This is a genomic window from Nostoc sp., from assembly GCF_036917515.1.
Taxonomy (GTDB): Bacteria; Cyanobacteriota; Cyanobacteriia; order Cyanobacteriales; family Nostocaceae; genus Nostoc.
Genome location: NZ_JBALDE010000260.1, coordinates 1 through 24,423 on the forward strand (window position 1 = coordinate 1; position 24,423 = coordinate 24,423).

Genomic DNA, 24,423 nt, shown 5'->3' on the forward strand with positions numbered 1-24,423 from the left:
TACAAATGCTCTGAATGCGGTAACTAAAAAAGACATTATTGGATGGTTCACCCACTGCTGTTACTATATTGCACCCAACTGAGAACCGCTATATGGTCGGTGGGGTAGTAATAGTGAGGGGAGATAAAAACCTCGAATTCATTCTGCTTCGCGGCTTTGAAGATTCGCTCAATGTTCTCGACAGTCTTGTTATCCTTAACACTCTCACCCACCAAATCCCAGGAAACCCCTTTTTCGCTCAAGACATCGTTTTGCGGATCGATAATGACTATTGCGGTGTCATTCTTGTTGATGTTCATGGTTTTTCTCCTTGCTTATTGATTTTCACCGTTCTCTTTGTTAAAAACCACTCGCCATATGCAGCGTTTTCCCAGTGATTCAAAATCAGAATATCTTGGTTGCCAGGGCGATCAAGGTGGGCGAATTATCTGGCGGTAGTCACCCCATTTCAGACTTTGACACCACTGCCTAAATGCTGTTTCAAAAACGCCAAGGTGCGATCGCAGCATCACTCGTTCGCTGATATAAGTTAATTAAAGAGTGCTTTGTGGGGGTCTTAAACCCAATTTAGTCAAGGCAAAAGGCATACCTTAAAACTTTTTCTCCCCTTCTGCCTTGCCTAAAGGGCAGATAACAATCCATTTGAAGGTGAAGCGGTGCAGAGTCATCGCTCCAGAGAAGCCATTAACGTTTCTTTGATGCGAGTTCCCAGACCGCAGTTGCGAATGCTTTCGGATCTTCCTGGGGCAGGTTATGACCGACTTTTGGAATGACCCGATGCTGACGTTCGCCGCTAAACTTCGCTGCCATCGATTTCCTATCGGTTGCTGGCACAACACCATCTGCATCCCCGTCCAGCGTGATCGTCGGCACCGTAATGGTCGGTTGCACGGCAAGTCGCTGTTCAAGCTCCTCATACATAGGATAGCCGGCAGCAAGTCCAAGGCGATGGCGGTAGGAATGAATGACGACCTCCACATAATCGGGGTTGTCGAAGGCGCTGGCGTGTTGAGCGAGCGTTGCCTCGTCAAAGTGCCAGGAGGGCGAATTGCGAGTCCAGAGAATCCTCGCAATCTCACGTCTGTTAGCCGTCAGTCCGGCGTGTCCGCGCTCGGTCTGGAAATAGTATTGATACCAGATCCCGGATTCGACCGCGGGTGAAAGTGGCACCCCTGCCTTGGCAATATCCTGGATCAGGTAGCTGTTGACAGACACCAGACCTGTGCATCGTTCAGGCCAGAGAGCCGCAACAACGCAAGCGGCTCGTCCACCCCAGTCATAGCCAGCAAGCACAGCACGGTTTAGCTGCAATGCATCCATCAAGGCGATCGCATCAGCACCGATCGCGGCTTGCTGCCCGGAGCGTGGTGTGGCGCTGTCGAGAAAACGGGTTGTTCCATGTCCCCGCAGGTAGGGAACAATCACCCGACATCCGCGTGCAGCAAGCATTGGTGCAACGTCAATGTAGCTATCGATGGAATACGGGAACCCATGCAGCAGCAACACTGGAGAGCCATCGCTCGGTCCTGCTTCGTAGTAACCGATGTCGAGGACACCCGCTTTGATCTGCTTGATGGGAGTAAACCTAAATTCAGATCGTTTGGGCTTGTCGAAGCTTGCGTGTGCGGTACCCATGAGTGCCATTTCTGTGAAAATGCCTGCTGCCGCCGTTCCCAGAAAGCGGCGGCGGTTGTGTTTAATTGCTCTGAGCATAGGGTTGATATTGTGTCCGGTGAAAGACTTATCATTAAGATCGCAGTTCTTGCTGGGAGCAGGGGGAAAGAGGTTTTCCGATTTCTGCATAGATTACGGGAATTATAACTAATCAACCGGACTTGATATGACTTTTTGGATTGATTAATGAGGCGATTGCACAAAGCACAGTCGCTTTACTCTTTTCCCCTACGCTAACTCGGTAAGCAGCAAAGCGATGGAAGCTGTTTACGGACGCACTCGCTTCCGTTATGGATGGAAGAAACAAGTCAAATCCTCTTTACTCCTGCCTCCTGCCCTTCGGGTTCGACAGTCCCCCAGACGCTCGAAGACTCGCTAACGCTGCGCTATCGACGGAAACCGCCAAGACGGGGGCTGCCGAACCTCCTGCCTTGTTTCTTAGGAGAGGTCTTTTCCCTTCCCCAAAAACATTGATCGCATCCTATTGCAGATATTTCTTCAATTGGGCAGCAGCTTGAACAAACAGAGAACGGGTTTCTGGTAACTCGGCTAAACCATTCAGTAGTCCGAAGTCATGAATCATACCGTTGTACTGCACAGTTGTTACCTCGACCCCGGCTTCATCGAGCTTGCGTCCATAGGCTGTGCCCTCGTCATGCAAGATATCGCTCTCTGCAACCACAATTAACGCTGGAGGCAAGCCTTTGAGTTGCTCAACTGTCGCCTGTAGGGGAGAAGCATAGATGTCTTTGCGCTTTTCTGGGTCAGCGATGTACATGTCATACATCCACTTCATCGTTGGTACAGTCAGAAAACGCTGATCGCCAAATTGGTGATAAGAATTCGTTTCAAAATCAGCATCTACAATGGGCCACATCATGATTTGCAGCTTGATGTGTGGCCCTCCTTTTTCTTTCGCCTTCAAAGCGGTTACTGCTGTCATGTTACCGCCGACACTGTTGCCAACGACTGCCAGATTCTTGCCATCCACCTCAATCTCCTCACCATGCTCGGCAACCCATTTGGTCGCAGCATAAATCTCATTGATTGCCTGTGGGTATTGAGCATCTGGCGTGCGAGTGTAGTTAACAAAGACACCTGCAAACCCTGAAAGCACAACCAGATCGCGAACCATGCGCTTGTGTGTTGGGTAATCACCCAGCACCCAACCACCACCATGAATAAAGATGAAAACAGGCAATGTGCCTTTGACCCCTTCAGGTCGTACAATATTAAGGGTAATTGAATAATCCTCAGTAGTAATTGTCTTTTCAGACTCTTCAATGCCTGAAAGGTCAACTGAAACGGAAGCCTGTGCATCCACAAGAACTTGACGTGCTTCGACTGGAGTGAGTTTCTCCAGTGCCACACCCGCTGAATTTAGCTCTTTCAAAAATTCCTTCGTTTCTTTGGAAAGACGTGGATCGTCCGCAACTTCCAGAATTTTTGCTGCTTGCGAGTTTGCTTGAGAAACCATGACATTCTCCTTTAATGAATTGTAAACAATTTGTTGAGATGTTAAGTTAATTGATTTAACACTGCTGCTTGATAAGTAGTAATTGTAGAATGACAATCACTTTTATCGACATCGTTTCCCAGCCAAAACTATTTGTTATTACTGTTTAGCTTGGTATTTTCTACAACGTGAGTGGTCAGAAAGCGGCGAATATGGTCTGCGATCGCCTCTGGATACTGTGTTGCCAATCGATAGCCAATCGGAGCGCCATAATCCATTAAATAAAGGCTATAGCGTTTCAATCCGATTGTATCGACAAAGCCTGCCATCACTTCGGCAAGGCGATCAAAGGTGTAATCAAACTCATCCACCGTTGGCATGGAACTATAGCCAAAACCAGGATAATCAGGTGCAATCAGATGGAATTGATCCGCCAACGCCAGAATTAGATTGCGGAACATGTGGGATGAGGTTGGAAAGCCGTGCAATAGCAGAATCGTGGGATGATCGCGAGAACCAGCTTCGCGATAAAAGATATCTAAACCATTGATCGATACTGTGCAATAAGTGGTCATGCGTTTACTCTTTTAAATTCAAATCGTTTAACAGAATCAGAAATATAGCTGGGGACCGGGGACTGGGTGAAAAGCCTTATTGCTATAGTTGATTCTGTTTATTCAAACGTTTATACCTGAGCATGAGCCATGCTGAGATAATCCATCATTTCCACCGATCAGGCGAGAACGGATTGCAGTCGTGATATGAGAAATTGATCGATATAGTTTGCGATCGCATCCCCATCCTCTTCCAGGGCAAAATGTCCGGTATCGAGTAGATGGAAGTCAACGTCTTTTAAATCACGCTGGTAAGGATAAGCACCGTCAGCAGGAAAGATGTAGTCGTTCTTGCCCCAAACAATCAGGGTCGGAGGTTGATATTGACGGAAATACTCTTGCCATTGGGGATAGAGCGGTGGATTGGTGCCATAGCTATAAAACAGCGCCAGTTGAATCTCTTTGTTTCCGGGGCGATCGAGGAAATGTTGATCCACCGTCCAGGTATCGGGACTAATTGATTCTAAATTATGAACACCGTTGGTATATTGCCACTTCGTTGCTTCTAGAGTGAAAAGATGTTTGAGCTTTTCAGCATTCTCAGGCGATCGCTCTTGCCAGTATGCCTTAATTGGTTCCCAGAATTCGCGCAGACCTTCCTCGTAGGCATTACCATTTTGAACAATCAGAGTTTGCACGCGCTCTGGATATTTAGCCGCAATCCGATAGCCAATGGGAGCACCATAATCCATCACATAAAGGCTGTACTTTTTGAGATCGATTGCGGCAATGAATTTCTCTACAATCTCAGCCAAGCGATCAAACGTGTAGTCAAATTCATTTACAGTTGGCATCGAACTATTGCCGTAACCCGGATAGTCAGGCGCAACAAGATGGAATTTATCAGCAAGTGCTGGTATGAGATTGCGGAACATGTGAGACGAGGTTGGGAAGCCGTGCAATAGCAGAATAGTTGGATTATCACGGGAACCCGCTTCGCGGTAAAAGATGTCTAAACCATCGATAGAAACGGTGCGATATGTAGTCATGGGATTACTCCTTGTTCAGAATGAAGTTGTACGTTATGACACTAGGTCAAATTGTCACTTAATAAAACCGGGCATTGAGCGATATTTCTAAATTGAAAATCAATGATTACTCGTTCAACCGAATCAGAAATAGTGAAGACGTTTGTGCAAAACCTTACATCCGATCATGGTGATGGTGGTGAGAGTGTGCCATTGCACGTTCAGGATGATTCATCATCCGCAGCATATCAAGTCCACCAGTCTGAAGAAAACGTTGCAACAGAATTGCTGTCCAGATTAAAAATAGAATGTTCAGTACCGTTGTGTAGTTGAAGTGAATGCTAGCCTCTAATACTTGTGCATTTCGTTGCGACGGGATCAGATGTAACGTTTGAAAAAGTAATTCGATGATAAAGGCGGCGCTTGCGATTGCAGCATAAAAGGTTGCTAGCAAAAATACACTCATTTTCATCCCGTAGTATTTACGGTAAATGTCAAGAATCGGCAGCACAATTAGGTCAGCAAAGATAAATGCTACTACGCCACCAAAGCTAATGCCACCATTCCACAGTACTGCTGCTAAAGGCACATTACCAACCGAACAAACAAATGACACGATCGCCACAATTGGACCCACAATCGGTCCCCAAATTGCGGCTAAGATTGGGTGGTCAGACAAGAAAAAAGCTTTCCAAAAGTCTTTTGACACCCAAACATCTAATGCCCCAGCAATCAGCAATCCAAGCAGAATGTCTTGCCAGACCGAAGCCCAATCCATCACAAAGTATTGACTGATAGCGGTGAATCCCTGACGGGAGAAGATGCGCTGCCAAAGCGAACCCTCTGTGACTGACATATCCATATCAGCATGACCTTCCATCCTGCCTTGCAATCCCTGCTCTGCCCGTCGTACTGCTTTCTGTACCAGCTTTGGCTTTAAAAAGAGGCGAAACAGCCAAACAAGAATTGCAATCATCAAACATCCACCAATAAACTCAGCCAGGGTGAATTGCCAACCCATCAGCAATACAAGAAGGATACCAAGCTCAATCACTAAATTGGTCGAGGCAAATTGAAAGACCATCGCAGCAGTAAAATTGCCACCTTTACGAACAATGGATCGGGCGATCGCAACCGCTGCATAGGAGCAAGATGACGAGGCTGCACCTAAACCACAGGCTCTGGCAATCGATCCAGTCGTATCATCGGGCATGAGCCGTACCATTTCAGACTTTGATACCACAGCCTGAATAATCGCGGATAGGGTAAATCCCAGAATTAATGTCCACAAAATCTCCCAAAACATGTTGAACGCCATCCAGAGAGCATGAGCGATCGCGCCGATCGGATTTGTAAATAGATTAATACTGTCCATAGTTGGTCGGTCGATGATAGTGAAATGCGATTGTTCATTCGGGTTGATCTATATCACATCCGAACGGCGGATCTGCTCCTGGAAATAGTCTCGCCAACTTGCAGGTAACGCTTCTAGTTGCGCGGCACGGTGCAGTAACTCTGGGTTGTTTTGCTCATGCATATAAAGCTGAATGATATTAGCAACAGTAACATTGTTGTCATCCCGGCCGATCAACTCTAAAGTGTCTCCGACTCCAACTTCGCCCTCTTGCAAAACCCGAAAGTAAAATCTGCTGCGACGACTGGCGACAAATCGTTTCACCATATCCGATCGCCCAAAGCGAATCCCTAGTTTGTAGCAGGGTAAGCGCGGTTGAGTCACCATTAGTTCCACACTGCCGATTTTGAAGCGATCGCCAATGTTCAATTCTTCTTCTCTCAATCCTGTGACTGTGAAATTTTCACCAAAGATACCAAGTGTTAACTCTGTGTCAGGCAATTCGCTTCGCCAGTAGTCATAATGCTCAAAAGGATAGACATATACGGCTTTGTCCACTCCACCATGAACGGTGAGATCCGCTTGGCGATCGCCGTCTAAATTGAGCGATCGCACCATCACGCGATCGCTAACTGGCTCTTTGAAAATTCCAGTTGTAACTATTTTCCCTTTCCAAGTCACTTCACGCGGAAGTCCTACGTTGACAGAGATGAGTTTCATCTTTAGCTCCAAAGTTTTGAATTGCATTCAATTACGGCAGCCAACATGGGATATCGAAAAAATGAATGAGTTATTTATTGGAGTGCTTGATTAATTAAAGGTGTAATCACAGCGATGTTTTTAACCAATTCATCGGAGAGAGAGAACCGCTGTTTTAGGTAATCAGAATCGTTGTAACTCAGCCACACCTTGCCGTCAACCGCTTCCCATGCCAGTACTTTTAGGGGTAAATCCAGAGCGATCGTCGGTTCTGCCACCATGAGCGGTGTTCCGGCTTTAGGGTTGCCAAATAGCAATAACTGTGTTGGACGCAGGCTGAGGCCAACTTTTTTGGCTTCAGCTCGTTGATCGATGCGGGCAAAAATGGTGATACCTTTTGCCTGAAGGATAGCTTCTAAGCGATCGATGGTTTCGGTTACTGAATATGGGCTGGGCTGACTGATGATGCCGTTATTTGCATTCATAACACCGAACTCCTCAACGGTTTTGGTGGTGGATACTTCACGGCACTTCAAATCTGTGCCATACCGCCATCGACAAACAACTCAATGCCGTTCACAAAGCTGCTGTCGGCTGAAGCAAGAAAGACAACGGCTTTGGCAATCTCATCGGGTTTGCCGACTCTTCCCAGTGGGATAACGCTGGCTTGGGTATCCACGAATTCTTGCAACTGCTGGTCATTCAGTCCCAAAAGATCGTAACCAGGAGTCGGAACCACACCAGGGCTAATGGCATTCACTCGAATCTTGCGCTCTTTGAGGTCGAGTATCCAATTGCGGGCAAACGATCGCACGGCGGCTTTGGTAGCGCTGTAAACACTGAAAGCTGGCGTACCTTTTATAGAAGTAGTCGAAGCATTCAGAATAATAGAAGCGCCCTCTGGTAACAGTGGCAGTGCCTTTTGTACAGTGAACAGTAAACCTTTGACGTTTATGTTGAATGTTTTGTTAAAGTGTTCCTCAGTGATTGCTCCAAGTGGGGCAATTTCTCCACCGCCAGCATTGGCGAAGATGATATCGAGGTGTCCTTGCTCTTGCTTGATGGTGGCAAACAGGCGATCGAGGTCTGCCAGATTAGAAACATCGCTCTGCACAGCCGTAACATTTTTACCAATGGCTTCTACAGCAGCATCCAGTTCGGCTTGGCGACGACCTGTGATGTAGACATAAGCACCTTCAGCAACAAACTGTTTGGCTGTGGCAAGACCGATACCACTATTGCCACCCGTGACCAGGGCGATTTTTCCTTCTAATTTTCCCATTATATTAATCCTCTGATTATTGGGTTTAAATGTAATTTTTGCACAATGATGAGGCTGTACCTAGTCCACAGGTTTTAGCAATTAAGCTAGTCGCGCTAACTTTTGGGTAACGTTTCAAGTTAAGTAGCGCTCAAATCTGTGCCATACCGCCATCGACAAACAGCTGCTAACCCCTATCCTTTGTAGAAATAGTCCGGCGGGATCTTGCCCTTAAGACGTTCGCCCATCTCAATCGAGAAGCGGAGCACTGCACCGAGGGGACGATGATGGATAGCAATATGGACAATTAGACCATCTGGGTTCTTGATCAGGATTGTCACACCAGAAAGGGACTGTCCGCCGAACGCTTTCGCTTCCCACTCCAGATATGTTTGTTGAGCGCTCTCGACTTGACGAGTGAAAGTGAGCGCCTCGTAAACTTTGCTGGCGGTAGCCATAACACTTTTTACACAATCCCGCCCCTCGATCGGGCGGACAAGCACACTGGCTTCAAGAATAACGTTGTCCGCAAAAGCGTCCGCGAATGAGCTTTCCAACTTATCGGCGAAGGCTTGAGTCCATTTCTGCATTTTGATGTCAGTCGTCGTGTTGCTAGTCATTTAGGATAAGTAGTCGGACAAAATTAAATTCATTCGTGAAGGCAGGAGTCAGAAAAAAGTTTGTGTAATCAATTGTGTTGGAGTACTTATACCTGAAGTCTTAGGGTAAATCTCCGGGCGCACCCAGAATTTCGTCGCCAATTTCGCTAGAGATGCGATTGAACAATTCCATGTCAGGTGCCTCATTCTGGTTTAGTGTCCCTGTTGCTTCAATTAGGCGAGCAAAGGCACTGGGCGCAGCAACGACTAACCCGCGAACTGGTTGATCGCTGAGTGCAGCAACAACATGGGGTGTGCCCATCGGAATGAAGGCACTTTCACCTGCGCCTAGCACAACCTTATTCTTATCAACCCAGACAGTGAACTCTCCTTCCAACACATAGAGTTGTTCTGAATAGCGTGTATGGCGATGGGGTGGAGTCTGCGCACCAGGAGGGAAATAGCCCTCAATCAGGTCATATTTACCGTCAGTTGTGGTGTGATCGGCGACGATAGTAAGGTAGTTATTAAGAAGCCAGAATGATTTTGTCATGGAAGTACTTCTTCTAATGAATTGTGTTATGAACGCTCAAGCTTGCAGCTTAGGTAAAGCAGGCGTTTATGCCGTTTCTAGGTAGACAAGTGTGACAAATTTTGAACATTAAGCTTGTTGGGAACACTTTGCGAGGTACGCTGTGCTTTAATTAAATCTGCTGCCTTCTCAGCAATCATGATAGTGGGTGCATTTGTATTGCCTGTAGTAATTGTTGGCATGATTGATGCATCAACAACACGAAGACCTTGGATTTCATGTACTCGTAGTTGAGGATCGACCACTGCCATTGAGTCAATGCCCATTTTGCAAGTGCCAACCGGATGCCATACAGTGCTGCAAGTGTCCCGAATGTAAGCTTCGAGTGCTGCATCACTCTGAACGTGGGAACCCGGGGCAATCTCCTCACCATGAAAATCATCAAAGGCACTGGTCTGAATCAATTGGCGGATTAATTTAACTCCCTTAACCAACTTTTGGACATCGGCTTGACTTTGTAGATAATTCATCCGAATGGTTGGTGGATCTTTGGGGTCAGGCGATCCTAAACTGACGCTGCCAATATTTTGCAGACTGGTAAGGGAGACTGCACCCGTAAATCCAAAATCAGCGGGAGTATAACCAGGTGACAAGAATTGAATCGGCCCGAAGAAGAACTGCAAATCGGGTGCAGCCTCCACATTCCCCTCGCTATGCAAAAATAATCCAGCTTCGACTCCATTACTGGTGATGGCGGGGTGTATATCTTGAGTAGTTTCTTGAACGACACAAGTGAGAATGTGATCCTGAAGGTTTTGACCGACACCCGGCAAATCTGCAACGACAGAAATTCCCATTGCTTGCAGGTGTTCGGCAGTACCAATTCCAGAAAGCATTAGTAGTTTGGGCGAATCAAACGCACCTGCACTTAAAATCACTTCCTGGTTGACTCTCACCTGATGAAGCGTACCTTCACGCAGATATTCCACTCCCACACAGCGAGTGCTCTCAACCAGCAATCTTGTCACTAATGCCCCTGTCGTTACAGTCAAATTCGGACGATGGAGAATGGGTAGAAGAAAAGCAGCCGCAGCACTGTGCCGTTTACCATCCTTGACCGTCAATTGATAGAGTCCTACTCCTTCTTGCTGTACACCATTAAAATCAGGATTGTAGTCGTATCCCATTGACATACAGGCATCTACAAAGCGTTGGGAAACCACAGCAGGGGACATTAAATCGGTAACGCTCAACTCCCCATCAACTCCGTGAAATTCTGACGCGCCTCGCTGCTGATGCTCCGATTTCTTGAAATAGGGCAAGACCTCCTGATAACTCCAACCGGGATTTCCTAATGACTGCCAGCGATCATAATCTTGAGGATTGCCCCGGACATACATCATGAAATTAATCGAACTGCTGCCCCCCAAAACTTTGCCACGGGAACAAAACATTTTGCGGTCATTCAGGTAGGGTTCCGGCTCAGAAAAGTAACTCCAATCAACTTCAGAGCCTATTAGGCTAAAGCATTGCGCCGGAATTTGAATTTCTGGTTTTGTAGCTGGGTTGCCCGCTTCAAGGAGTAACACAGTTGTGTCACTGTCTTCGGTTAGACGATTGGCAATCACACAACCTGCCGAACCTGCACCGATTACAATGTAGTCATAATTGGTCATAAAGTTCTCTTCCTCTGTTATCTACAATGGATAAATGGAGTCAAGAATAAACTGATTTAAAGAGTGATTGCTGAAACACTGTTAGTTATTCATTTACAACATCCGATCTGCTGAATTTAACTGCGTATCAATGGTGTATCCAGCAAATATTCTGCCATAAACCAAACTTGTGTCTTATTGGTTCGCAGGACTTGGCTGACTAACAAATCGTTAAATTAGGATTACTTCACAGCAGTACTTGCTGCTTCAATCACTTTGGCAACCTCTTTTGGATGAGAGATAAAAGGAAGATGACTGGAGTTAACTTCGGTTGTCTTAGCATTAATCCGTTTAGCCATAAATCGTTGAAGTTCAGGGTTGATGGCGCGATCGCTTTGAGTCACGATAAACCAAGAAGGAATCGTTTTCCAGGCGATTTCATTCAATGATTGCTCAAACGCGGCGCTGGCGATCGGCTTTTGGGTTGCTGCCATCACTCGTGCCTCAGCCTTCGATACGTCCTGGGCAAAAAATTCGTGAAACTTGCCGCGATCAATATAGAGAAAGTTTGCAGCATCAGGTATGATCGCCTTGCTAATCGGAGGTGCTGCATACTTTTTATTCAAATCACTCGTCTTTTCACCAATATCTGGGGCGAAAGCATTAACATAAACCAGAGCTTTCACCTGTGGATTGCTAGCTGCTGCACCCGTAATCACATTTCCACCATAGGAATGTCCGACCAAAACAACGGAACCTTTTTGATTGTCAATTACCCGCTTCGTCGTTGCTACATCATCAGCAAGCGAGGTGAGCGGAATCTGCACAGCGGTCACTCTATAGCCATCTTGCTCCAACAATGGAATAACGTGTTGCCATGATGTACCATCAGCAAAAGCCCCATGAACGAGAACGATCGCAGGTTTAGAGTTGGACGCTTGAGGTAATTCCTTGGAGGTGGCTGATGTTGGATGCATTGATATGCCAACGACAACACTTAATGCAAATAACCACAGCAACAATTTTTGAACTTTTTTCCATGTAAAAACCATCATTGCGATCGCCTCTGTATTCTTGCTAAATTGCTGAAATCTCTAGTTCTTGTTGTCCGTATAAAAGTTATGAAATACTCCCCGCTGAAATATTTGTTGGGATAAGCATCAAAGACCTTAATCATTTGTAGCAACAACGGCTGCCATTATCTGCTCAACAGTCCAGCGATCAAGATAGCGAATTCCATTAATAAACAAAGCGGGTGCAGCCTCCACTCCACTTCGCAGTCCACCTTCGATATCCGCATTGATCCGATTGACATACGCTCCCTTGGATAAATCCTGCAAAAATTGAGAAATATCAAGTCCTGAACGATTGGCATACTCCACTAGATAGCCATTTCCCAACTCTTGTTGATAAATGAACAATATCTCATGCATTTGCCAAAACTGCCCTTGAGCCGCTGCTGCTTTTGCGGCTTCTGCTGCCCGTTGAGCATGTGGATGAATCTGTACCTGAGGAAAATGACGGAAGATAAAACCTAAATTATTTTCTCCAAACGAAACCTTCAATTGCTGTAGAGCAACTTTAATCAATCGATAGACGTTGGCACTTTGAAAACATTCATAATCTCCATACATGACGAATACTACAGCAGCATTCAGTACACCTTGGATATGATCCTGGGTTGAAGGCGGAACGAATAGAGAACGATTATCACGGTTGTAAGTCATCTTTCGGTTTGTATTAAGCAAACTTAAGCCTCACAAACCAACTGCATCAACATCGCTATGGATTCAATATAGAGAATTGACCGTCTGTTGTCGTCCACTCTGGGTTGACATTTTTGTACAATCGAGTGATGGATAAACCTGTCCATCTGGCAGTGGAAGGTTGTCTCCAACTTGAGTTGGAGTCTAAAGCCAATCTAAAGGGGAAAAGTTGAGGAGGCAGGAGGCAGGAGGAACCCACCCTTAAAAGAGTAAGACTTAGGCTGTAGACGTTTTATACCTTGCTCTAAGTTAATAACAGTATAATTATTTATCTTTTTAATTGGCTTTAGATCCAGAGCTAAAGTTATAATTTATACTTATAACTCCTGCCTTCTTTGTAAAGGTTCACTTTCCTTTCCCCTTTTTCTCCACTTACAAACTGACAATCCCACGCTTAACAGCAGTAATCACGGCTTGTGTGCGATCGCTCACTCCCAGTTTGCTCAAAATGCGATTCACATGCGATTTAACAGTGCTTTCACCAATACTCAAAGCAGTCCCAATTTCCTGATTACTCATTCCTTGTGCCATCAAACGCAGCACTTCCAACTCTCGTTCACTCAGTTCTGGATTGCTCATTCGCTGCAATAATTTTGCGCCCACTTCTGGCGGAATATATTTCTGACCATTATGAATCGCGCGAATCGCATTTAAAAGCTCGCCAGGTTTAGCATCCTTAAGCAGATAGCCTTGAGCGCCCGCCTGCAAGCCGCGATAGATGTCTTCATCACTATCGTAGGTCGTGAGTACTGCGATTCGAGCCTGCCTAAATTCAGCACAAATTGCCATAATGGCTTCAACACCTCCCATTTTGGGCATTCGTAAATCCATTAGTGTGACATCAGGTTGGTGTTCTCGAAACACGTCAATCGCCTGCTGTCCATTTTCAGCTTGAGCGATCGCTGTCATTTCTGGATCGCGGTTAATGATTGTTGCCAATCCATTTCTGACAATAGCGTGGTCATCAACGATCAGAACGCGGATCGTAGTAGATTGATTCATCATAACTCTCATCCTCGATCAATAGTGATAATAATTTCTGCCCCCTGTCCTGGTTGGCTTTGAATCGATAATTGTGCGCCAATGTGCTCTGCCCGTTCGCTCATTCCTAATAAGCCAAACCCACCGCTCAAAGGAATGCAACCCACTCCAAAACCTCTTCCATCGTCTTTGATCCGTAAGATGCACTGTGTCTCGTTGTACACTAACTCAACCCGAATTTCGCTGGCACAAGCGTATTTAATCGCATTAGTTAATGCTTCCTGCCCAATTCTGAGTAAGTTATTCTCCACTTCGGTTGGTAAAGAATAAGCTGTACCCTGAGTTTCACAAATCACAGCCGTGTCGGTCGTCGACCGCATTTGAGCCACAATACGATGCAGGGCACTCTCTAAATTACCTTCTTCTAGTAGCCGCGGACGGAGTGCTGATACGGATCGCCGTGCCCCTGCCAGCCCAGCGCGTGCTAGTTCCTCAATCATTTCCAGATGTACTTGGGTTGCTTCCAGATCGTCCGTCAGCACTTGTGTTGCTGCTCCAACCTGAAGCAGAATACCTGTGAAGGATTGAGCGAGTGTATCATGAATTTCTCGCGCCATCCGGTTGCGTTCTTCCAGAATGGAAGCTGCTTCAGCGAGTTTGCGATCGCTAATATCTGTGATCAGACTGTAGAAGCCTCTGACTTGAGCATTGTCATCGAAATCAGGGATCAAGGTCGCGCTGATGCACCGCTTACCAAGCGGAAAAGGGATTTCTGCTTCTAGAGATACAGTTTGCCCTTCAAATACTTGATTAATGTATGGTTCAACCCGTTGATAAACCGCCTCACCGAGAAGTTGGCAAACAGGGTTGCCCAGAATTTCATTGCGGCTACGGTTAAACCAAACCTCATAAGTACGGTTGATGAATTGATAACACCGATTGGCATCTACATAGCTGATCAGAACTGGTAGAGCGTCGGCAATCAATCGTAATTCCTGTTCTTGAGCGCGCAGCTCTGCTTCGCTTTGCTGTAAAGCTGCCGTTCGTTCTGCCACCTGAAGTTCCAGGGTAAGGTTGTATTCGGTTAACAGTTTCTCGGCTCGTATACGCTCTGTAATGTCTTGAAAAGCTACGATTGCATAAGCCACCTCACCCTGTTCGTCAAAAACTGGAGTTCCCCATGCTTCAATTGGAATAGTTATGTCGTTGCGGCGAATTTCCATATCACCAACCGTGGTACGTTCACCGCTTAAAGCACGGACAATTGGCAATTGGTCACTTGGATATATTTCATTTGTTCCCGCTCGATAAAACTGATAAACCTCTGCAAACCGATCTGGTGTTACGGCAGGATCGACACCTTTGCCCACTAGCTGAATTCTCCGTTGATTGGCGTAATAAGGATGACCCTTTGCATCCAATACTGCAATAGCTACTGGAACTGCTTCTAGAAATTGAGCTATTCTACTTTCACTCTTGCGTAGGTTTGAGTAGAGCTTGGCATTTTCAATCGCGATCGCTGCCTGAGTTGATAGAAGATTCAGAAGTTGCGATCGCTCAGGTGTAAATACCCCAGTTGCTAATTGATTTTCTAGATACAACACACCGACGAGCTTACTTTGATTTAATAGTGGCAAGCAAAGGATAGATTGGGTTTGGTGGCATTGAATATATAGTTCATTGATAAAATTACCTTCATGAGTTGCATTATTTAAGATGACTGATTCATGCGTTCTGATCGCATACTGAATAATTGATTTAGGTAAGCGATCTGCCATTGGCATTGATCGCATTACTCGTGTAGTACAAACCTGCTCACCCTGATTAAGTTCACAAGCAGCCTCGATTTTCCATTCGCCTGCATTTTCCAAAAGCAAGCATCCGGTTTGGGCACCTGCATTCTCAATTAATATCTGCATCAAGGAATGGAGTAATCGATCCAGTTCAATTTCACTCGAAATCGCTTGAGATGTCTTCATTACCGTTGCTAAATCGAAAGCAATGGATGGGGTATTTAAGGTAGTTCCAGTAGTGGTGCGAATTGGTGTGTTAGCTATAGCCAGCGAGTTAGGGAAAAACTGTGGATAACGAGTCTCTAAATCGTTGACCTTTGCCGTTGCTCCCCAGCGTTGATAGCAGTAGTGAGCTTCTTTCATGTAGATCTGGGCAAACTTTTCTCGACCACGCGCCAGATAAAACTTGGCGGCTAACTCATAGGCTAATGCTTCTTCTTGGATATATTCATTTTCCTTTCCTCCCTGAATTGCTTGCTCATAAAACTCTTCTGCCTCAAGCAACTGACCCAAAACTCGTGCAGTCTCTGCTTGTACCAAATGGTATTTATGCAAATAATTCATAGGCGCGTGATCTGCCCATAGCCGCATTTTCTCCTGGCTAACCGCAATTTCTTTGAGAATTTCTTGCTGTACTTGAGTGTCGCTTTCAGAATACACTGCAAGTCTTGCTAACACTCTATAGAAGTAGAACAACGGAACGTGATGTGTTGCAGCAACACGGATTAGATAATGTTCCGCCACAATTGCATTCTCAAATGCTTGAGTGTACTCAGAGAATAAGTAACACAGGATAAGTTTATTGAGATGCACTAGAAAGAGTATAACTCCATCCGTTTCGTGGTGTGCTGGTCTTTTTTCCTCATTGTAAGATTCCCCAACAAGACATAATGGATTGATTGATCGCCCGATTAAATTCAAAACAGATTGTCGAAATATTTGAATCCAAGTCAGTGATGTTCTCTGGTTAATTTGGTAGATTGCTTCACTGTATGTCGCCATCTCGCGTTCAACTTCCAATAGTTCCTTGCCAACAAAGAAAGATTGGAGGCAGTAAGTAAAAGCGCTATAGGCAGCGAACTCTAAATCTCCAGTTTCTAAGCCACACTGATATGCCTCCAGAAATGGCTTTGATGTTTCTCTAATATGCTCCTGCCAATGGATGATGAAGTTAGTGACGATAAACAATGTTCTCGCTTTCAGTGAACGGATATCCAGATTGGATAATAGCCTCAATGCAAGCTGCCCAAACTCGTAGCCAGCCTTAATTTTTCCCAGCATTCCACAAAAAATTAATCCCAAGTTGGCGTATGCAAAGGGAGACACAAACGTATTGCCGTACTGAATCGACAGGTTGACCTGCTTAAGTACGAGTAGAGGGGCTAGATCGGATGTTAAATGATAAGCAACAAGCGTTATTCTTGATAGAATTCGCATTGCTGCAAGCTTCTGTGGATCGACCATTTCTGGCAGGTGAAATAGATCCTGAATCGCTTTTTGATTAAAACGAGATGTAATGGCATTGAGTTCAAGCGCTATATCTGATTGATTCGGTGTTTTGGGAAACCTGATTCCTAGTTGCTGCAACACCTGCAATGCTGTATGGATTGCATCTAATAGCTGACCCTGTGCAATGGCAGTTTGAATTTTGACTTCGTAAACTTTCACGCTATCGAGAACTGTTTTAGTGTCCTGCAAAACAGCCTCTGCCCAGTGTTCTACATTTTCAAACTCACCACACAAATATGCAACTTCTGTTGTTTCTGTATATAACTCTAAAGCCAGGTCATAGTTGGTTTGCCAGCTAGATGCCAGCCACGCTCTACCCATTGCCAAATAGTTTTGTGCTGTACCATAAGCGATCGCTGCTTTTGCTCTCTGACCTGCCAACATATTCAATCTGGCAATTTCATCTCGTTCTGCTTGATTAGTAATCAGTTCGATCCCATGATTGAGATGATCCACAATTTCAAACAGTCGATCTGATAGACAAGCTGCCAACGCTTCTTTAAGCAAATTGCGACCAATTTGAAGATGAACTATTTGTTTATTTGACTCATCAATTAGCTCGTAAGCTGCTTGCTGAACGCGATCGTGCGAAAACTTGTAATTCTGAATTAGCAGATTTTCATCTAACTCTGAGGTTGCAAGAAGCAACTCTGACTGAATTACGGTTGTGAGTTCTGCAAAAATTTCAACTGCTGGTCGTTCACAGATAACTGAGAGTGTTGCTAAATCAAACTCAGCACCAACACAAGCAGCTAAGGATAAAATCTGTTGAGTTTGCTCTGGAAATTGTTTCAGCTTTCCGATGATCAACTCTACTACATTGTCGGTAATATTTTTGGCTTTGATATGAGTAATGTCCCATTGCCAGCATAATTGATTAATGTCGAAAACGATGAGACCTTCAATGTAAAGCGCTTTGATAAATTCATTGGTGAAGTAGGGATTGCCGTTTGCTTTGCGCCATATCAGTTCTGCTAAAGGTGCAATCAACTCAGTATGCGTATGCAAGGTTTCAGCAATCAGTTGAGCCACCGCCCCTAGTTCTAGCGGAGCTAACATTATCTGACTAATAGTAACAGTTTCCTGCTTTAGCTTCTCTAAGGTTGCAATCAGCGAATGTGTTTGAGTGACTTCGCGATCCCGATAAGCTCCAATTAAAAGCAGGGCTTGTATGCCATGATCGCTCAAAATTAACTCGATAAGCTTAAGCGTAGCAGAGTCTACCCATTGCAAATCATCCAGAAAGATGACCAGAGGATGCTCAGGAGAACAGCAGGCTCGAATGAACTTCTGAAAGACAAGGTTAAACCGATTTTGTGCCTCAGTTGCTCCAACTTCTGCTATGGGTGGTTGCTTGCCAATAATCAGTTCTACTTCGGGAATCACATCAACGATCAGTTGTCCGTTGCTGCCTAATGCGGTGAGAAATTGCGATCGCCATTGTTGCACCCGCTCATCAGGTTCGCTCAACAACTGCTGCACCAGTTTTCGTAGTGCATCCACAATCGCGCTGTAGGGAATATTGCGCCCAAATTGGTCAAACTTACCCGAGGTGAAATAACCACGCTTTGCCGTAATGGGTTTGTAGAGTTCATGTACTAAGGCTGATTTACCAATGCCAGTATAACCAGACACCAACATCATCTCAATATTGCATTGAGTATTTTTCTCATTTCCTATTCCTGCCACTCTCTCAAATGCTGTTAATAATGCTGCAATCTCTGCTTCTCGTCCATACAACTTCTGGGGAATGTGAAAGCGATCGCAAACATCTTGTAGACCCAGTTGGATATTGCCAATTTGCCCTGTTTGTGTAAGTTGGGCTGCACAAAGTTCTAAATCTGCTTTGATGCCCCAGGCGCTTTGATAGCGATCTTCTGCATTTTTCGCCATCAATTTCATCACAATGTCTGAAACATCTTTAAGAATTGCACTGTTAATCGGTGATGAATCATCCACCACACCCCTAATTTCACACGGTGGAATCGGCTGTTTAGCAATATGACAATGCACTAGCTCCAGGATATCCCTTGTTGCGAACGGCTCTTTCCCAGTGAGCAATTGGTAGAACGTCACACCGAGCGAATAGAAATCGGTGCGGTAATCGAGCAAACGGTTCATTCGTCCGGTCTGCTCTGGCGATAGGTAGGCAAGGGTTCCTTCTAAAACATGAGGGCTTGTGAAGGTTGGATTGCTGCGGTTAAATTGAGTGGCAATCCCAAAGTCAATAATCTTGACCACGCCCGTATTAGGATTGAGAATAATATTCCCAGGATTAATGTCCTTATGAATAATATTCGCGGCATGGATCTCACCTAGAATTTGTGTGAGCTTGATAGCAAGCAAAAGAAAAGTGGATACAGGCATCGGGCAGAAAATCTTTGGGTGCTGCCGCATCCAGTAGTCTAAGGACTCTGCGCCAAAATCTTCAAGGAGGATGACCAGCGTACGTTGGTAATCCTCCTGGCTGTAGGCCTTGATTACACCTTCTATGTTCAAAGAGTAGGTAATGGCATACTCCTGTCTATAGCGCTTAATTTCTTGAGGTGAGGGATAATCTTGCTTGAGCATTTTGACGACGATTGCCTGACCATCTTGCACTCGGATGCCTCGATACACTAAAGAGGCCGAACTCTCATAGATTTTGCTTTGAATGGCAACTCCAGGCAGGGTAATCATCCAACTCTCTCCTGAGGTAGGACATAAGCATACTGCAAATTATATGGTACTAAGCCGAGATGCGCGACGTGAAACTTGTGCGTAGAAGCAGTAGTATATTTTACTGAAGAGTTGTTTCCTCCTGAGGTTCCTTCCTCTCGGTTCCCACAAAAACTAACTTTTTACGGGAAGTACCAAAACCCTTATCAAGGCTAGGGATAGGGTGTAAAGAAAATAAGAAAGTCTTACTACACCTTATACCCCACACCCTCGCTCATGAGTCCACATACCGTGAAAAGTCAGCCACATAAAAGGGTCACAGTCCATCCGTGAGAGGTCAAGATAAAGTACATTTTGTCAATACACTCTACCTTCACTCCCTCTAGGCAAGCGATCGCAAAACTTTTCGGTTTACTGAAGTTACCAAGTAGCTGCTTAACGAGAAAACAAGGGTTTCAGCGTTGAAATAAATTTATATTATCAATGCTGGAAAGCTAAATATATCAAGAAATTAGTCAAATCGATGTCAAAGTTATTCTGTATATATATTTGAGGTCTTTTTCTAGTTAATTTTTGTCTAAGTCCCACTAAGCAATTTCCCACGGCATAATCCGGTAGTTCCACTCTTCATGAAATCGACACCGCTCAGTTTTGATGGCGTTAAACGGTGCTCAATTGTTCATGGGATTCTTCTCGATTAGTGAGATATTACGATTCACGATTCTTATTCCGAGTTTCCAGGCGTCTTTGGGAAGACACGCTGCCAGAACTCGTTGAACTCAACGCTGTCGAAGAAGGCAGATGCTTTGACTACCTTCTTGTCACGCATATCGAAGAACCAGGCATAGGTGTTGACGTATGGCTTACCGTCACGAGCCGTGCCGCTGGCGTCGAAGAAAATGATGACCGTATTGCCGTCAGCGTAGATGTTGCGGATCGTCGGTTTGAGACCGATGCGCATGCGGGCATTGAACGGTTGGATGACCTCATGCATGAAGGCATCGCGGGTAGGATAGGTTTTGGAGACGACCGAGTTGCCGACAATTGTCCAGGTTACGTCGTCCGCCAAAAGGTCGAACGGGCTTCCGGTGCCTGCTGTCCAGGCTACAAAGCTAGCCTGGACGATCGCCTTGTTGCGCGCTTCGATTTCGTCTTTTGACTCGACCATGACAGCACTTCCGGAGATCAGAATTAGGAAGACAATGAGCGCCACGATTGTTTTCGGTATGAGAGAATTTCCGTTCATCAGGGTACAGAATGAAATTGTCGTGAGGACCTCCCGCTGAGCAGGACGGGCAATTATCTTGACCTTCAGTGGGTAGCTGATTTTGAACATTATCGTAGATATCGTCCGTCATCCTCTAGGGAATTTTGCTCATTGGTTCGTTTGCCTTTCTAATTCATGAATTCCACCAGCCAAGACCAGGAGAATGTTAGCGGAGTATGTGGGCTAGATTTGGTTCTCCCAGGCGGCAAGTTGGTGAGCCTTCAGCATTTCCTCGGTGTCCTTCGGCACAACATTACGGAACTTACCCGTGTCGGCCGGCACGATCTCGATCATGCAGTCGATCATCTCTTGGGCATCCAGATGTCCATTAGGTGCCTCCAGGAAGTTGTCGAAGGCCTTGCGCAGGTCTGCACGCTTGGTGAAGTTATTAGCGTCATCCAGCCAGCGGAACGCGGTGTCAGCCATAGTTTCGTTGTAGCCAGTGTAGTAGGCGCCAGGGTTGATCGTCTGGACCTTGATTCCGCAGGCGGCTAGCTCCTGCTGCATCGCTTCGGCGATCGATTCCAGCGCATGTTTGGTCGAGACATAGACGCCCCAATTAGCCGGCGTGAACAACCCCCCCATCGAGGAGGTGAAGACGATCTTGGCTGGCTTCTTACTCATAACCCACTTCTTGAGGAAGCCCTGGGTGAGCGTGAGTGGCAGGAAGACATTGACCTCGTAATTGCGCCGAACGAGATCGAGCGGGATCTCAGAAACTGGTCCGCTTTCGCCAAGTCCGGCGTTGTTCCAAAGCACATCGACCTCCCAGGTGTGTGCACGGGCAACATCATACGAGTCGAACAGGTCAAGTTTCTCGACACGGAGATTGCTCAATCCAAGTTCAGCCGCCTTGCGCCGCAGCGCGGCGACCTGTGGGGAAATCTGCGCCGTTGCGATGACGTCGTGTCCCTTCTGGGCAAGGCCAATGCCAGCAGCTTCGCCGAAGCCAGAACCGGCCCCAGTGATAAGAATAGTCTTGGACATGGGTGTTCTTTTCTTTTTGATGATGGACAGTGCTTAGGTATTGATTGCGGATACGCCAGCTTCAGCAATCTTGAGATCCTGAGCCACAGCGCCGCCGGACACGCTGATCGCGCCCAGCATCTCGCCATCGACCCCTTTCAAGGGGAGACCGCCAGCGAAGGGAGCGAGTCCGCCATTGGTGTGTTCGAGCGCATGGGCTGGTGCGTCCGGCTTGCAATAATCCCAGACGGCCTCACTGGACGTTTGAAATAGGGCGGCAGTTGAGGCCTTCTTGATTGCGACGTCGATCGAGCCGAGAACGGCGCCGTCCATTCGACTGAAGGCCTTTAGGCGCGCACTGGCGTCGAGCACGGCGATATTGACAGACACACCCATGGCGGCAGCCCTGGTTTCGCCGGCGGTGATGATAGTGTGTGCTTGACGGGACGTGAGCATTGGGGTCTCCTTAGGATCAAAATGTTTGCAAAGATTGTGCTCTTCAGACTATGCCGCTATTGGCGCGCAGTACCTGATCATTAACCCAGGCACCGTCCGGGCTGGCCAGGAACGTGACGACATTTGCAATGTCCCCCAGCTGGCCAAGCCGTTCGAGCGGCGCGAGTTTGCTCAAACGCTCGATGATCTCGGTCGATTGTTCAAAATACATAAATTTCGCACATTATTGCCTAATTCTCTCAAATTGAAGATTGGCAAGAGTAAATATCCTCTATAATGAGCGCATAAGCTCGGTTAGATATGTGTAGAAATCCAGTATGGTGATTGAAGCACTGAAGCGGGGTACAGCGATCAACTTCTGTCGAGAATTGGCAACATTAGTGGCTCGGCACACGAATGGGAAGGGAAACGGTATCCATGCAACCGCCGTTGAGCAGTTAGAATTTATGTGGGAATCTACTGCTCCTACAGCACTCTGCGCTGTGTATGAACCAACGCTTTGTATTATTCTTCAGGGCAAAAAAGAAACTTTACTGGGCAAGGAAACGTATCATTACGGTGCAGCTCAATATATCGTTGTCACAGTGGATTTGCCGCTCAGTGGATTGATTGTAGAAGCAACACCAGACGAGCCGTATTTAGGAGTCAAGCTGAGGCTGGACGCGACTCAACTTTGGGACATTATTGACCAAATCCAGCGCAGCACGGACAAAAAAGAAAACTCGGTGAGAGGCTTTTTCGTTAGTGATGCTGATGCATCGTTGATTGATTGCGCCATCAGACTGACACGGCTTCTGGATACGCCACAGGATATTTCATTCCTGGCACCCATGATTATTCGCGAAATCTATTACCGCCTTTTAATTAGTGAACAAGATGAAGCAGTTCGCCAGATTGGGACATTCGGAAGTAATATGCAGCGCGTTGCAAAAGTGATCAAACTGATCAAAGCAGATTTTACAAAATTATTGCGGGTTGATGATCTAGCTCAGCAAGCGAACATGTCTCCTGCATCATTTCATCGTCATTTCAAGGCAATCACCTCAATGAGTCCGCTGCAATATCAAAAACAGTTGAGGTTGATGGAAGCACGTCGTCTGATGCTTATTGAAAACGCCGATGCAACCAATGCGGCTTATCAAGTTGGGTATGAGAGTACATCACAGTTCAGCCGTGAATATTCCCGTATGTTCGGTGCGCCACCTATTAAGGATATAGGACATTTACGCACAGCTATCCATTAGTCACATCTTTCTTAACAAAAGAGTGAAAGTGTAGAAAGTAGATATAGCAGAAGTTTGGGCAATTGAAACCAAGAATCTACAAGTAGGCGATCGCCCACGGCGGGCGCTTGCGCCATTGTCCTAAAAGCAATATAAATTAATCAAAATTCTGAAGAGAAGTAACTGAAAATTATCAAAAGTAAAGTTTTGTAAATAAAAAGGTTACAGAATCGTTATTTGAATAAAAAAGCTTGTAATGCAAGTACAATAAGTATTTGAACTGAATTGGACTCCAAATAGAGAAATATAACTTAACGTGAGTCTCCAACAAAGACGCACCGGGAGCATCCCAATTCGGCAAGAAGACAAAAGAAAGGAAAAATAATTCGCGATTATAACTTGCGAATTATGGGAGACTATACGAATGCTGTCTATAGCTGAGAAAATTATGACAGTCAGTAGACCGAAAAGTTTTGCGATCGCTGTACAAGGAATAGCTGACTAAGTGTTTTTTTTAATAGTGATTTTAAATATCAGTGTAAAATTGCTGAGTTATCCTTATAACATAAGTAAAGCTAATAAATCAGCCAAGTGTAAGAGCAAATATTGAAAATATACCAAAGTCTTAAAAAATGTTCCGACCAGTATGGTTGTTTGCAAACCTGACCAAGTTGGCAATGCTTTCAAGAATGGTAAATCTAAAAAGATTTACGGTAAAGATATTAATAGAATTTACATTCCCAAAAAGCAGGTTCTTGTTTAATCATGATTCCTAGTGGAAGTTGGGCTTTAAAAATATCTTTGAACTTAAGCTCAAATTCCACTGAGCTAAATCAAAGTTTCTCAACTACGCATTTAGTTATCAAAACTACTTGTAAAGGTTGTAAGGATACTTGGTTGAAGGGGCGACAATAATCGTAAAAGTGTTACAGGTAAAGGGATTGAAGTAAAAAACCCTCTCAAAAAAATGAAGCTTATTGACAATAACTGTG

The 24,423-nt window shown here is 45.5% G+C and carries 21 protein-coding genes; 1 reads left to right on the top strand and 20 read right to left on the bottom strand.

The features are described 5' to 3' along the window. Nucleotides 1-47: 47 nt before the first annotated feature. The 20 genes from V7K89_RS33365 to V7K89_RS33460 all read right to left on the bottom strand — a co-directional run bounded on the left by V7K89_RS33365 (nt 48) and on the right by V7K89_RS33460 (nt 22,419). Nucleotides 48-299, bottom strand: coding sequence for an isochorismatase family protein (locus V7K89_RS33365; protein WP_335195057.1), 252 nt, complete (start codon nt 297-299; stop codon nt 48-50). A gap of 385 nt (nt 300-684) precedes the next feature. Next, nucleotides 685-1,803, bottom strand: a complete 1,119-nt coding sequence (locus V7K89_RS33370) for an alpha/beta fold hydrolase (RefSeq protein ID WP_335195059.1) — start codon at nt 1,801-1,803, stop codon at nt 685-687. 352 nt (nt 1,804-2,155) lie between these two features. Continuing rightward, complete coding sequence (locus tag V7K89_RS33375) at nt 2,156-3,151, bottom strand: alpha/beta hydrolase (RefSeq protein WP_335195061.1); 996 nt, start codon at nt 3,149-3,151, stop codon at nt 2,156-2,158. A gap of 128 nt (nt 3,152-3,279) precedes the next feature. Continuing rightward, complete coding sequence (locus V7K89_RS33380) at nt 3,280-3,705, bottom strand: alpha/beta fold hydrolase (protein WP_335195063.1); 426 nt, start codon at nt 3,703-3,705, stop codon at nt 3,280-3,282. 158 nt (nt 3,706-3,863) lie between these two features. Continuing rightward, on the bottom strand, nt 3,864-4,733 hold the full coding sequence (locus V7K89_RS33385; protein ID WP_335195065.1) for an alpha/beta fold hydrolase: 870 nt from the start codon (nt 4,731-4,733) through the stop codon (nt 3,864-3,866). A 154-nt stretch (nt 4,734-4,887) separates the two neighbouring features. Then, the gene (locus tag V7K89_RS33390) at nt 4,888-6,087 is read right to left on the bottom strand and encodes a permease (RefSeq protein ID WP_335195067.1); all 1,200 of its coding nucleotides are present in this window, start codon (nt 6,085-6,087) and stop codon (nt 4,888-4,890) included. Nucleotides 6,088-6,135: 48 nt separating this feature from the next. Further along, complete coding sequence (locus V7K89_RS33395; protein ID WP_335195069.1) at nt 6,136-6,786, bottom strand: MOSC domain-containing protein; 651 nt, start codon at nt 6,784-6,786, stop codon at nt 6,136-6,138. Nucleotides 6,787-6,860: 74 nt separating this feature from the next. After that, on the bottom strand, nt 6,861-7,250 hold the full coding sequence (locus tag V7K89_RS33400; RefSeq protein WP_335195071.1) for a DUF302 domain-containing protein: 390 nt from the start codon (nt 7,248-7,250) through the stop codon (nt 6,861-6,863). A 47-nt stretch (nt 7,251-7,297) separates the two neighbouring features. Next, entirely contained in the window at nt 7,298-8,047 is a 750-nt protein-coding gene (locus tag V7K89_RS33405; RefSeq protein ID WP_335195073.1) for an SDR family oxidoreductase, read from the bottom strand. Nucleotides 8,048-8,220: 173 nt separating this feature from the next. After that, nucleotides 8,221-8,646: a hypothetical protein gene (locus tag V7K89_RS33410; protein WP_335195075.1), complete on the bottom strand. Its 426-nt coding sequence runs from the start codon at nt 8,644-8,646 to the stop codon at nt 8,221-8,223. A gap of 100 nt (nt 8,647-8,746) precedes the next feature. Further along, a complete protein-coding gene (locus V7K89_RS33415) occupies nt 8,747-9,178 on the bottom strand; it encodes a cupin domain-containing protein (protein ID WP_335195077.1) in 432 nt (143 codons plus the stop codon). Between the two features lie 77 nt (nt 9,179-9,255). Continuing rightward, a complete protein-coding gene (locus tag V7K89_RS33420; RefSeq protein WP_335195079.1) occupies nt 9,256-10,833 on the bottom strand; it encodes a GMC family oxidoreductase in 1,578 nt (525 codons plus the stop codon). Between the two features lie 221 nt (nt 10,834-11,054). After that, the gene (locus V7K89_RS33425) at nt 11,055-11,867 is read right to left on the bottom strand and encodes an alpha/beta fold hydrolase (RefSeq protein WP_335195081.1); all 813 of its coding nucleotides are present in this window, start codon (nt 11,865-11,867) and stop codon (nt 11,055-11,057) included. A gap of 114 nt (nt 11,868-11,981) precedes the next feature. Continuing rightward, nucleotides 11,982-12,539 carry a DsbA family protein gene (locus V7K89_RS33430; protein ID WP_335195083.1) on the bottom strand — a complete coding sequence of 186 codons (558 nt, stop codon included), beginning with the start codon at nt 12,537-12,539 and terminating at the stop codon, nt 11,982-11,984. A 411-nt stretch (nt 12,540-12,950) separates the two neighbouring features. Further along, on the bottom strand, nt 12,951-13,580 hold the full coding sequence (locus tag V7K89_RS33435; protein ID WP_335195097.1) for a response regulator transcription factor: 630 nt from the start codon (nt 13,578-13,580) through the stop codon (nt 12,951-12,953). 8 nt (nt 13,581-13,588) lie between these two features. After that, complete coding sequence (locus V7K89_RS33440; RefSeq protein WP_335195085.1) at nt 13,589-19,540, bottom strand: AAA family ATPase; 5,952 nt, start codon at nt 19,538-19,540, stop codon at nt 13,589-13,591. A 703-nt stretch (nt 19,541-20,243) separates the two neighbouring features. Next, nucleotides 20,244-20,855, bottom strand: a complete 612-nt coding sequence (locus V7K89_RS33445; RefSeq protein ID WP_335195087.1) for a nuclear transport factor 2 family protein — start codon at nt 20,853-20,855, stop codon at nt 20,244-20,246. Nucleotides 20,856-20,969: 114 nt separating this feature from the next. After that, a complete protein-coding gene (locus V7K89_RS33450; RefSeq protein ID WP_335195089.1) occupies nt 20,970-21,773 on the bottom strand; it encodes an SDR family oxidoreductase in 804 nt (267 codons plus the stop codon). A 33-nt stretch (nt 21,774-21,806) separates the two neighbouring features. Continuing rightward, nucleotides 21,807-22,208: a GlcG/HbpS family heme-binding protein gene (locus V7K89_RS33455; protein WP_335195091.1), complete on the bottom strand. Its 402-nt coding sequence runs from the start codon at nt 22,206-22,208 to the stop codon at nt 21,807-21,809. A 43-nt stretch (nt 22,209-22,251) separates the two neighbouring features. Then, the gene (locus V7K89_RS33460) at nt 22,252-22,419 is read right to left on the bottom strand and encodes an SDR family oxidoreductase (protein ID WP_335195093.1); all 168 of its coding nucleotides are present in this window, start codon (nt 22,417-22,419) and stop codon (nt 22,252-22,254) included. Nucleotides 22,420-22,525: 106 nt separating this feature from the next. On the opposite strand from V7K89_RS33460, the gene V7K89_RS33465 reads away from it, so the two are divergent. Then, nucleotides 22,526-23,452 carry an AraC family transcriptional regulator gene (locus V7K89_RS33465; RefSeq protein ID WP_335195095.1) on the top strand — a complete coding sequence of 309 codons (927 nt, stop codon included), beginning with the start codon at nt 22,526-22,528 and terminating at the stop codon, nt 23,450-23,452. Nucleotides 23,453-24,423: the final 971 nt, after the last annotated feature.